At 69.5% G+C, this 11912-nt stretch carries 7 protein-coding genes and 2 pseudogenes; 3 read left to right on the forward strand and 6 right to left on the reverse strand.

The genetic code is table 11. The features are described from left to right. Window positions 1-109: 109 nt before the first annotated feature. Entirely contained in the window at window positions 110-3232 is a 3123-nt protein-coding gene (locus ABZ928_RS39500) for a Tn3 family transposase (protein WP_361529885.1), read from the forward strand. Window positions 3233-3429: 197 nt separating this feature from the next. Here the strand turns inward: ABZ928_RS39500 and ABZ928_RS39505 are convergent, their stop codons facing one another. Beyond that, complete coding sequence (locus ABZ928_RS39505; RefSeq protein WP_361529852.1) at window positions 3430-4050, reverse strand: beta/gamma crystallin domain-containing protein; 621 nt, start codon at window positions 4048-4050, stop codon at window positions 3430-3432. Window positions 4051-4367: 317 nt separating this feature from the next. On the opposite strand from ABZ928_RS39505, the gene ABZ928_RS39510 reads away from it, so the two are divergent. Next, complete coding sequence (locus ABZ928_RS39510) at window positions 4368-5279, forward strand: recombinase family protein (protein WP_361529855.1); 912 nt, start codon at window positions 4368-4370, stop codon at window positions 5277-5279. A gap of 125 nt (window positions 5280-5404) precedes the next feature. On the opposite strand, the gene hppD is transcribed toward ABZ928_RS39510, so the two are convergent. The 3 genes and pseudogenes from hppD to ABZ928_RS39525 all read right to left on the reverse strand — a co-directional run. Beyond that, window positions 5405-6496 (reverse strand): 4-hydroxyphenylpyruvate dioxygenase, encoded by a 1092-nt coding sequence (gene hppD / locus ABZ928_RS39515; RefSeq protein ID WP_361529888.1) that lies wholly within the window; start codon window positions 6494-6496, stop codon window positions 5405-5407. A 29-nt stretch (window positions 6497-6525) separates the two neighbouring features. Continuing rightward, window positions 6526-8091 carry an AMP-binding protein gene (locus ABZ928_RS39520; protein WP_361529858.1) on the reverse strand — a complete coding sequence of 522 codons (1566 nt, stop codon included), beginning with the start codon at window positions 8089-8091 and terminating at the stop codon, window positions 6526-6528. A 95-nt stretch (window positions 8092-8186) separates the two neighbouring features. Beyond that, window positions 8187-8600: pseudogene (locus ABZ928_RS39525) on the reverse strand (TIGR03618 family F420-dependent PPOX class oxidoreductase); the annotation flags it as partial. A 412-nt stretch (window positions 8601-9012) separates the two neighbouring features. Between ABZ928_RS39525 and ABZ928_RS39530 the strand changes: the two are divergent. Continuing rightward, a pseudogene (locus ABZ928_RS39530) lies at window positions 9013-9717 on the forward strand (helix-turn-helix domain-containing protein); the annotation flags it as partial. A gap of 135 nt (window positions 9718-9852) precedes the next feature. On the opposite strand, the gene ABZ928_RS39535 reads toward ABZ928_RS39530, so the two are convergent. Further along, a complete protein-coding gene (locus tag ABZ928_RS39535; RefSeq protein ID WP_361529861.1) occupies window positions 9853-10275 on the reverse strand; it encodes a helix-turn-helix domain-containing protein in 423 nt (140 codons plus the stop codon). A 1376-nt stretch (window positions 10276-11651) separates the two neighbouring features. Then, window positions 11652-11912: hypothetical protein (locus tag ABZ928_RS39540; RefSeq protein ID WP_361529864.1), on the reverse strand; the 261-nt coding region annotated here is incomplete at its 5' end.

Genomic DNA, 11912 nt, shown 5'->3' on the forward strand with positions numbered 1-11912 from the left:
GAAATCCCGGTGAGATTGATCTCGGTCGGCTAGCACACCGTTCTGCGGCCTCGCTGAGGTTCGCGGAAAGATCGTCGAGCGGATGCCGGCGCTGGCTACGGTCCGCCTCGTGCCGGTGGAGTTTCTGACTGATGAGCAGGCCGAGGCGTACGGGACGTTCACCGAGGCGCCCACGCGCCCGGAGCTGGAGCGGTTCTTCTTCCTCGACGATGACGACCGCGATCTGATCGCGCTGCGTCGTACGGACGCGCACCGGCTGGGCATGGCGGTGCAGATCTGCACGGTCCGCTACGTCGGCCGGTTCCTGGGCGAGGACCCGCTCGCCGTGCCGTGGGAAACCGTGGAGTACCTCGCGGGGCAGCTTGGCATCGCGGACGCCTCGTGCGTGAAGCGGTACGCCGAGCGGCGCTCGACGGTGTACGAGCACGCGGACGAGATCCAGAGGCGGTTCAAGTACCGGGACTTCACCGACCGGAAGTGGGGGCGGGAGTTTCGCGGTTTCCTGTATGGGCGGGCGTGGACGCACGCCGAGGGGCCGGTGGCGCTGTTCAACCACGCGGTGACGTGGCTGCGGAAGAACCGGGTGCTGCTGCCGGGTGTCTCGGTGCTGGCCCGGCAGGTGTCGGAGGCCCGTACGGCGGCCGAGCGGCGCCTGTATGAGGCGGTGGCCCGGGCGACGGTCCGGGCGGATGCGGCTCTCGCGCCGGCGCTGGCCGGGCTGCTGGTGGTGCCGGAGGGCAGGCGGGTCTCGGAGCTGGAGCGGCTGCGTACGCCGCCGGTGAAGTCGACGGGCACGGCGATGGTGCGGGCGATGGAGCGGGTGGAGGAGATCTCCTCGTTCGCGCTGGGCCGGGTGAACCTGTCGCGGGTGCCGGTGAACCGGCTGTCCGCGCTGGCCCGGTACGGGCAGCTGAGCAAGGCGCAGACGATCGAGCGGGCGCCGGAGCCGCGGCGGACCGCGCTGCTGACGGCGGTGGTGCGCCAGCTGGAGGCGCAGGCGGTCGACGACGCCCTCGACCTGTTCGCGGTGCTGATGGCGAACCGGCTGATCAGCCCGGCCAGGCGGGCGTCGGACCGCGAGCGCCTGTCGATGCTGCCGCAGCTGGAGAAGGCGGCCCGGATCCTGGCGAAGGCGTCGAAGATCCTCACCGAGGAGCTGGACCTGGTCGCCGAGCACGAGGCGGACCTGGACGTCGCCGCGCTGTGGGCGGCGGTCGAGGAGGCCGTGCCGCGTACGGCGGTGGCCGGGGCGGTCGCGACCGTCGAGGCCCTGGTGCCCGAGGACGACGGCTCGGCCGAAGCGGCGATGCGTGAGAAGCTGGCCCTGCGCTACAACACCGTGCGCCCGTTCCTGTCCCTTCTGGGCGAGTCGGACGCGCTGGACGCGGCCCCGGCCGGGCGGCGCATCCTCAAGGCCGTGCGGCGCCTGCCCGCGCTCTCCCGGCGCCGGGTCAAGGACCGGCCGCTGCTGCCCCGCGAGGTCGACGCCGAGCTGGTGCCGGCGATGTGGAAGCGCGCGGTGTTCTCCAACGCCAAGCTGCCGCAGGGCGCGGTCGACCGGGACGCGTACGTGGTGTGCGTCCTGGAGCAGCTGCACCGTGCCCTGAACCGGCGTGACGTGTTCGCCTCCCCGTCGAACCGGTGGGCGGACCCGCGCGCCCGGTTGCTGGACGGGCCGCGGTGGGAGGCGATGCGCGCGGACGTGCTCGCGGGCCTGTCCCTGACCGAGGACGCCGAGGAGCACCTGGCCCAGCTCGTCCGGGGGCTGGACGCGGCCTGGCGGCAGATGGCCGACCGTCTTCAGGAGGCCGGCGCCGACGCGAAGGTGGAGATCGTCGTCCCCGAGGGCGGCGGACGCGCCCGCCTGTCGGTGGACAAGCTCGGCGCCGTGGGCGAGCCGGAGTCGCTGACCTGGCTCAAGGCCACCACGGAGGCGATGCTCCCGAGGATCGACCTGCCGGACCTGCTGTTTGAGGTCCATTCCTGGACCGGGTTCCTCGACGCCTTCGGGCACGTCTTCGAGCGGCGCACCCGCATGGAGGGCCTGCTCGTCTCCCTCGTCGCGCTGCTGGTGGCGGAGAGCTGCAACATCGGCCTGACCCCGGTCACCGACCCGGAGAACAAGGCGCTGACCCGCTCGCGCCTGTCCCACGTCGACCAGAACTACCTGCGCGCCGACACCATCGCCGCGGCGAACGCCGCGCTCATCACCGCCCAGTCCCGCATCGAGCTGGCCCAGATGTGGGGCGGCGGGCTGCTCGCCTCCGTCGACGGCCTGCGGTTCGTCGTCCCCGTGAAGAGCATCAACACCGGGCCCTCGCCCAAATATTACGGTTACAAAAGGGGCGTGACCTGGCTGAATGCCGTCAATGACCAGGTTGCGGGGATCGGCGCGATGGTCGTGCGCGGGACCCCGCGTGACAGCCTCTACACGCTGGACACGCTTCTGAATCTCGACGGCGGGGTGAAGCCGGAGATGGTCGCGACCGACAACGCCTCGTACTCGGACATGGCCTTCGGCCTGTACAAGATGCTCGGTTTCCGCTTCGCCCCGCGCTTCCGCGACCTTGCGGACCAGAGGTTCTGGCGGGCCGACCTGCCCGGCGGCCAGGCGTACGGTCCGCTGGAGGCCGTCGCCTGCAACAAGGTGAACCTCAAGCGGATCGCCACGCACTGGCCGGACATGCTCCGCGTCGCCGGGTCGCTCATCACCAACCAGGTCCGGGCCTACGACCTGCTGAGGATGTTCGGCCGCGAGGGCCACCCCACCCCGCTCGGCGCCGCGTTCGCCGAGTACGGCCGCATCGATAAGACCATGCACCTGCTCGCCCTGGTCGACCCGGTCGACGACACCTACCGCCGGCTGATGAACCGGCAACTCACCGTGCAGGAGTCCCGCCACCGCCTGGCCCGCGCGATTTGCCACGGAGGCCGCGGGCAGATCCGCCAGGCGTACCGCGAGGGCCAGGAGGACCAGCTCGCCGCCCTCGGCCTGGTCCTCAACGCCGTCGTCCTGTGGAACACCCGCTACCTCGACGCCGCCGTCGCCCAGCTCCGCGCCGAGGGCTACGACATCAAGGACGAGGACGTCGCCCGCCTCTCCCCGCTCAAGGACCGGCACATCAACTTCCTGGGCCGCTACCTGTTCAACATCAAGGCCAGCGGACCCGGCCAGGACCTGCGCCCGTTGAGGGACCCGGACGCCGTCGAGGACGACGAAGACGAGGAGTGACGCGCGGCGCACCCGACCTGTCGGGCCGTTCGTTGTGGAAGCAGAGGTCTCGCGCAGCCGCCCGGGGCCTAGAGGAGAAGGGGACGCCATGGCCCGCACGAAGGTCCGGCGCCGGGCAGGGGCAGATACCCGTCATCGGCGAGCCGGTCATGCGCCGGACCGCAGGTGGCGGGAATCGTGAACAAGCCCGGAGCCTCTCACGTCATGCGGATGACGAAGTGCCCGGGCTTGTCTGCTGGTTCGCACTTCAGGGAAGAGACGCGCCATGCGCTGATCTCGACCGCGCGGCTTGAACTGTTCCAGGAGAACTCCGCGCTAGGCGTGATACTGCCGGACACGACGTAGGACCCGCTCTGCATCAGCCTCTCCATCTCGGTGGGGTTCTGCTTCGAGATGTTGAGGAGGAGCTTCCAGCTGCCGCGGGTGTCCTTGACCGCCCCGACGCGTTCGAAGCTCTGCCCGGGTCGAAGGAGCGTGCTGATGTCACTCAGGCCGAAGTTCACACCGAGCTGGTAGGTGTTGGCCGGGTCCGAAGGCCGCTGCTCGAAGCGCATCATCAGCGGCAGCCCCTCGGCCCGCTTGACCTTGACGCGGCTCAGCCCGGGCGTGATCTGCCGGTAGTCGGTGTCCCACCCCGTCCACCGCCCTCCGTCGGTGTCCTCCCAGCCGTCCACGTTCGCGTTGGCACCCACCTTCACAGAGTTGAACCTGTCGTTGAACGGGGTGCTGGTCAGCTTCACCTCCTCGCCCACGGTGAAGGTAAGGGACTCTCCGGTGAAGCCGCTGCCGGTGAAGAATTCAGCCTGGTCCTCGCGCATTCGTCCTCCAGTTCACACTATGACTACGTAAAGTCACCGCTTTACTGCTCACTGTAGCGGGCCGTTGGTGCGCTGTGATCACCCAAGGCGGGTGAGGACGGGCGCCCGACGGTGCAGGTCCGGGCGGGCTGGTGGGAGCCGTCAGCGCCGCCTTCCTGTCGTCAAAGGATCGTTTGCCGACAGGGTGCGCGGGCGTCCAATGAACCCAGTGATTCCGGGACATGACGGCAGCTCAGATCCAATGAGATCCGATCACCGTTGACGACAGGGTTAGATGACAGTCAGGGTCCGATGCGCCGACAGGAGTGAGGAAGAACGTGGCCAATCTCGTCTACAAGCGGGTCTCGACCGACGAGCAGTCGACCGCCCGCCAAGACCTCGTCCTCGCCGAGGCCCAGATCGAGGACCCGATCGCCTTCGAGGAGGACGGCGGCACTTCCAGCCGCCTCCACCCGCTTGAGCGGCCGAAGTTCGGCAAGCTGCTGGAGTACGCGCGGCCGGGCGACACCGTGCACATCTCCGAGATGTTCCGCCTCGTGAGGGGCACGGGCCACATCCTCGACGTGCTCGACGTCCTGCACCGCGAGCGCCTCGCCCTGCGCATCCACGACGGCGCGTTCTCTGGCATGGACCTCACCGCCCGCCACCACCGCACCGGAGAACTCCTGTCCACCGTCAAGTTCATGGTGCAGACCCTCGCCGCCGCCGGCGAACTCCAGCGCGACCTCCAACGCGAGCTGACGTACGACGGACTACGGGCCGCCGAGGCCAAAGGCAACAAGGGCGGCCGGCGCCCTGCCCTCGCGGGCGAGGCGGTCGCCGACGTGCGCGCCGCGTACCTGGAGGGCGAGTCCATCGCCGCCCTGGCCCGTGACCACGGGGTCAGCCGCGGGGCCATCCGTACGGCCATCGCCGACCTCCTGCCCGACTACACGGCCAACGACCAGGACGCCCCGGCCCCGGAACTGCCAGTCCTCCTCGACATGCCGGGGAAGATCGCGGACTTCCTTCGCGCGGCCGAGTTGGAGCCCGCCGAGCGTGCCGCGCTCGACCAGGGCGTGACCGTACGACGCGGCCAGGGCTACACCCTGCGCGTCACTGCTGCACCTGGAGTCCACCGCCGACTGCTCGACCGCTGCCAGCCCCTCGACGGCATCGCGGCGGTCCCGGCCCAGCGCAAGGCCCGTCGCGAGTACGAGAACCGCGTCAACGCCCTCCTCGGCGAGTGATCGGAACGTTCGGGAACCTACCGGCGGGTCACTTCTTCCCTGGTGTCTGAGCTAGGACTTCGGGGCCGTCGTGGCCGAACCGGTGCATGAGCTCCACCGGGGATGTCCCTGCGCCGGGTATGACCTCACAGATTCCCGCGGCGTTCCTGCTCGCGTTCGATCGCTTCGAAGAGCGCACGGAAGTTGCCCTTGCCGAAGCCCTGGGAGCCGTGGCGTTCGATGAGTTCGAAGAACACAGTCGGGCGGTCCTGGACGGGCTTGGTGAAGATCTGCAGCAGGGAGCCGTCCTCGTCGCGATCGGCAAGGATCTTCAGTTCGCGCAGGGTGTGCAGTGGAGCGGGCGTCGTGCCGATGCGCTCCTCCAGGCCGTCGTAGTAGGCGTCCGGCGTGTCCAGGAACGCGACACCTCGGGCGCGCAGGTCCCGTACCGCCGTCACGATGTCATCGGTGAGCAGGGCGATGTGCTGGATGCCGGGACCGCCGTAGTAGTCCAGGTACTCCTGGATCTGCGAGCGGCGCTTGCCCGGGGCGGGCTCACTGATCGGAAACTTGACGGTGCGTGAACCGTCCGCCGCCACCTTGGACATCAGCGACGAGTACTCCGTGGCCACGTCGTCCCCGACGAACTCCTTCATCAGGGAGAAGCCCATGGTGCGCCGGTAGAACTCCACCCAGCGGTCCATCTCGCCGAGCGGTACGGCGGCCACGCAGTGGTCGATGGCGCGGAAGTAGTGCGGGGTGTTGTCGTCCGTGGCGTGGTCCACAGCTTCGTAGCCGGGCAGGTACGGGCCCTGGTAGGCGCTGCGGTCGATCAGGGTGTGGCGGGTGTCGCCGTGGGTGGCGACGGCCGCGCGTACGACAGTGCCGTACTGGTCGGTGAGCTTGTGCGGCTCCTCCAGGACCGTCGCGCCGTTCTCGGCCGCGAAGGCGACGCAGGCGGGAACGTCCGCGACGTCCAGCGCGATGTCGGTGACGCCGTCGCCGTGGGCGGCCAGGTGGTCGGCGAGGCGGCGGGCCTCCGCGCTGCCGTCGGGGAGGAGCGGTGAGGTCACGATGATGCGTACGTCGCCGGACCGGAGGACGTAGGAGGCGGTGGCCCGCTCGCCGGTCTCAGGGCCGCGGTAGGCGACAAGGCGTAGGCCGAAGGCGTGCCGGTAGAAGTAGGCGGCCTGTTTGGCGTTCCCGGCCACGAGCACGGCGGCGTCGAACGCGTTCACGGGAAAGGCGGGGGTGTTGTAGGCGTCGTTCACTGGGGTGCGGGTTCTCCGGCGTAGGCGGGGCCCTCGGTGAGCCAGGCGGCCAGCGCCGGGCGGTCGATCTTGATGCTGTGGCGGCGGTCCACGGGCAGCGGCCCGGGGTGGGCGACCGGCAGCGGCACCGGCCAGCCCAGGCGCTGGGCGAGTTCGCGGACGGACTGCCCGCTCGCCCGGTGAGCCTCTGCCGCCGGAACGATCAGGGCGAGGCGGCCGGTGTCGCTGTGCGGCAGGGCGACGAGCGCGCAGTGGGTCAGGCCCAGCTGCTGGTTGTAGGCGAACTCCTGTTGGTCGGGGTGGACATCGCCGTCCGGCAGGGACATCAGGTGCTTGCGGCGGCACAGGAACCAGACCATGCCGGAGTTGTCCACGTAGCCGATATCACCCATGCGGTGCCACAGGGAGCCGTCGCGATGGTGGAGCTTGGCCTGGGCCGTCAGCTCGGGCAGGCCCGCGTACGCGCGTGACACGCGCGGGCCGGAAACCACCAGCTCACCGATGCGGCCGGGCGGCAGCAGATCCGTGTCGTCGAACTCGCGCAGCGCACCCGCGTCCGGCGCCAGCACACCGATCCGGGCGTCCTGCGCCCGGCCGACCGGCACCCCGAGCCCCTCCCGCGCGGCGGCGACGGCGCGCTCGGCCAGCTCGGCGGCGTCCACCACGGCGAGCGGGATCGGGGCCTCGGTGCTCGCGTAATGGATGTCCACACGGGTGGACGGCAGGGCCCGCAGCAAATCCTCGACGACATGGGCGCTGGCCGGGGCGCCGGAGACGGTGGCGACCCGCACCGGAGGCATCGGCAGGCCGCTGTCCGTGCAGTACGCCACCAGGCGGCGCCAGAAGGCGAGCGAGGCGAAGGTGTAGTCGCAGCCCAGCTCGGTCATCTGACGGTGGGCCGGCGCCATGTCGGCGTGGCCGGGGCGCGGGTCGCCGAGGCGGGGCAGCACCAGGGTGCGGCCGAGCGCCGCGTCCATCAGGCCGAGGAACGGCAGCACGACGAACTCGGTACCAAGCCGCTGCCCGCCGCCGTACAGGGCCCGCTGCTGAGCGAGATAGGAGGCGACCAGTCCGCACGTCCACACCACGGGCTTGGGCGCACCCGTCGTACCGCTGGTGTGGATGATCAGGCAGGAGTCGTCGGCGGTGACGGGGGTGGGCGCGGGAACGGGTGGGCCGTCCAGGAGCGCGGCCACCGGCGTCGAGCCGGGTTCCGCGCCGTGCGCCGTCGCCCACAGGACCACGCCGAGCCTGTCCACGCCGCGGCCCGACTCCTCGGCCGGCAGACCCGGGTCGAAGAGGGCCGGGACCGCGCCCAGGTAGTGGCAGGCGTGGACGAGCGTCATGAACTCCCGGTTCGCCGGCACAGTGACGGCCACCCGCGAGCCCTTGCGGACGCCGCGCTCGGCCAGCGCTCCGGCGCAGCGCCGGACGTCGTCGACGTAGCGGGCAGCGGGCACGGGGGCGCACGTATCCGGTGAACCGGCGGCACCCGTCGCGTCCACAAGGACGGCGGAGTCGAGCGGCAGAGCGAGCAGGCCGTCGATGAGGGGATGGGTCATGGCCGACCTCCGGGCTCGCCGGGCTGTTCCTCTGCGGGTTCACTGGATTCCTCGGGTACGGACACGAGCAGGCCGTCGCCGTCGCGGCGGGCGCCGGCCTGAGTGTTGTCCTTGAACTCGCCCCAGCCGTGCCACCGTTCGACCTCCACCCATGCGCTGACCCGCTGCCGGTCGCGCACCGGATAGGGGGCCCCGGTGTAGTGCCGGGCCAGCCGGTCGATGTCATGCAGGCCGTCGTCCGGCCGCAGCCCGGTGACCGTGCCGATGAGGCTGACGTGCGAGTACCAGTTGCCGGCGGCCAGCACCGTCAGGCTGATCCGCGGGTCAGCACGCAGGTGGCGCAGACGCCTGCGCCCCCCGTCCATGTTCACCAGGACCCGGCCGCCGTCCCACACGTACCAGGTCGCCGTCGACACCGGACCACCGTCCGGCCCAAGCACCGTGATCACCGCTGGATTCGGCCGCTCCAACATGGTGACGGCTTCAGGGGGCAGGGGCGGTCTGGACACGAGGGCTCCCCGCGAAAGTCGGGACAGGGCTGAGGACGCTGCACTCGATCCCAACCGGGAGCGACAGGGCGCAGACACGGGGGATGGGCCTTGTGGGTGACCTCCGTGTCCTCCTATCAGCGAACAGGACAAGCGTTCGCTAATAGCACCAGCCCTGCCGCGTACGCAGCAGCCCTAGCCGGAATGGCGCCTGTTCACCTGTGCGAGCCGCACCAACCAGCCGCGCGAGCTACGGCCAGGCAGCAGACGCCTGAAATCACACACTGTCAAAACTTCTGACAGCAACACCGGTTCTCTGGTCCGTTCCTACTGGACCCCGAGGACGGCGAGTGCCCGACACACACGCCACCACGACGATCCGCGGACATGATCGTTCTCAACGGGATTTCCTGTACCTCAACTACTCACACCCGTCACCCAGCAGGATCGCCAGCAGATCGCACTGGGACTGTCCGATGGCCTCGCCTACGCGGAGATCGCCAGGCGTCTCGATCGCCCCACCTCAACCGTCACCCGCGAGGTGATGCGAAACGGCGGCCCCGCCGCCTACCGTGCCGACCTCGCCCACCGCGCCACCGAACACCGAGCCCACCGCCGCAGGAACCCCGCCCCCCGCGACACCCAGCCGCTCCCGCCGGCCCACGGACGCGACCCTGAAACGGTACGCGCGTACGAGGGGGTGTTCACCACCGTCATGACGGCTTCGGGCATGCCCTCGATGATGGCCCGAGTCATGGCCTGCCTCACCCTCACCGACACCGGCAGCCTCACCGCCTCCGAACTCGTCCAGCGCCTTCAGGTCAGCCCCGCGTCCGTCTCCAAAGCGATCACATTCCTCGAGAGCCAGGGCATGGTCCGCCGGGAACGCGACGAAGGCCGCCGCGAGCGCTACCTCGTCGACGACGACGTCTGGTACCAGTCGATGATGGCCAGCGCCCGATACATCGCCCAACTCGTGGACATCGCACGACAGGGCGTCGGCGTCCTGGGCCCCGGCACCCCGGCCGCCGACCGCCTCGAAAACATCGCCCGCTTCCTCGACTTCGTCTCCGAAAGCACCACCCGCGCCGCAGAACAGGCCCGCGAACTCCTCTACACCAAACCCGAAACAACCTGACCTGACCCACCTGGGCAGTGGGCACCTCAGAGTGGAACGCCTCTGCCAATTACCGCTGTGCTGCGGGTTCCTCGGCGTCGTGCGGTTGCCGTGGGTCTGCCCCAGCGGGGGGTGGGGAGACTCCCAGTTGGGTGTCTAGTTGATGGTGTGGGTGAGGTTGGCGATCTGGGAGGCGTATCGGGCTCGTCGTTGTTCGGCGAAGCGTTCGGGGTCGGCGGCTTTGATCTGTGGGACAGGCGTGAGCGGGGAGAAGGCCACGCCGCCGGTCAGCAGGGGGTGGAGTTGGTACCGGCCGTCTTCCAGACCCCAGGCGAGTCCGCACTCGCGCAGTTCCCTGAAGCCCCGGTTCACGGTGGGTTTGCTGGCGCCGAGCTCGGTGCACATTTCGTTCTGGCTGATCTCGGTAGTGCCGGTGTCCGGGTCGCTCAGGTAGAGCAGCTCGTCGAGCACGCGACGGCCGGCAGTGGAGAGGTCGACCAGGGCCAGGAGGCGCAGGACGTTTCGGGGGATCGTGACGGGGGCGTCGGATGGTGGGGCAGGGGCGTACGAGGTGCTCACGGAGCCTCACCACTTCCGGTCAGGTCGACGTTGGAACGAGGATAGGCCGTGCGGGGTCATGCGCTCGCTCTGCGTCCAGGCTTGGGCTGTCGTAGTGCGACGACCTTGCCCTTGCGGCGGGCTGCCTCCACGGCGTTAGTCGGGCGTCTAACACGTAGCCGCTGCACCCCGAACTCGCGGCGAACTCGCGTCCTTTGATCCTTTCGACGCCCAGGATCATGCCGCCTTTGCCGTCCGACCGCATCACCACGCGCTCGCCGGAGCGGACGATCGGCAACTGTTCCATCAGCGTAGCCCTCTCGGGATGATCAACACGAAGAGGACGGTAGCACTGGGTAAACCGGTGTGTTCTGGGGCGGCAGAACGAGCAGCACCTCAGCACAGTCTGACGAGGCATCAGGTTTGAAGGGTGTTTGTTCTAGAAACCTAGAACAAACGGCATCACATCACCGCAGGTCAGGGCCGCTTTTGGTGCGGAACGCTCTTATATGTCAGTAGAGCCTGACGGGGGATCTGAACCCTACCGAAGCGGTGTGTCCTGTACGGCGTGATGCAGCTGGCGGCAGCAGAGAGGCGGTCGTCATAAATCACCCGTACGAGTTTTCGCGCGCCTGCGTGGGCTGTGGGTGGCACTAGAGGTGCTGAGTTTTCGGTGGTGTTGGCCGTGGCGGGGCGAGGAGAAGCGAGGCGTGGTCGAGGGGTGTGGTGGTCCGGAATCGGGTCGAGAGGTTGTCGTTCTGTTGGGAGGTGAGTCAGCCCGGCTGAACTACCGTCTGGAATAGGTGTGTTGAGGCTCGGGTCCGTTTGCTGGGTTGCTGTGGGGCCGCCCGCTTCTTTGTCAGTGTCGTGTTTCCGTGAGCCGAGTAAAGGGCGCTGCGCTGCGCTCCGCGTCGGCTGCGCCGATCGGCCTGCGGCCGACCCTTGACTCGGCTCGCGGAATCACGGGGGAGAAGCGTGCGGGCGGCCCTGGGGGATGGGTGGCCCGCCAGGTGCGCTTGCGGTGCGGTGGGTGGGGTTGCGGGCCGGGGTCGGGAGGGCGCGGTCGCGCCTCGCCAGCACGCCGGGCTGGCTAAGCGGCGAGCGGCCGGTGGGTGGTGCGCGGTTGCGTCTCGGGGGCACGCCGGGTGGGTTTAGCGGCTGTCGACCGGTGGGCTGAGGGGGAGGTTATCTGATGGTGAGTCACAAAATAGTTGATGGGATGTCAATTGCTTTTGTTTTTAGGGTGGTTGCTGTGGTGTGGTGGTTGCCGGACCACTCCGTGGTCCGGTGGTGGGTCCGGCGGAGCGCCCGTGGAGAAGGCGGTGTGGCCGGCCGGGTCGGGGGAGTCTCTGTCCGGGCTTCGGCTCTCACCCCCCGGCACGTAATCTGACGCACCGTCACCCCCTCTTCCCGCCGGCTTTCTCGCTGCCGCACACGGAGGCCGCGGAGCGGACTCCGTGGTCCGGATCGCGGAGCGAGCCGGACCACCGGGCGACGGAGTCGACCGGTGGGGGCGTGCGGAGCACGGCCGTCTTCCGCCACGTAGTGGCGGCGCGTCGCCCTCGCGGAGCGAGGCGCGCGCCGACATACAGGAGGAGTACGACGACGACCAGGTCCTTGACGCCCGGCGGGCCCGCTGGACGGCGTCCGGGACCGGG

This window comes from Streptomyces sp. NPDC046909 (genome assembly GCF_040644695.1).
Lineage (GTDB): Bacteria > Actinomycetota > Actinomycetes > Streptomycetales > Streptomycetaceae > Streptomyces.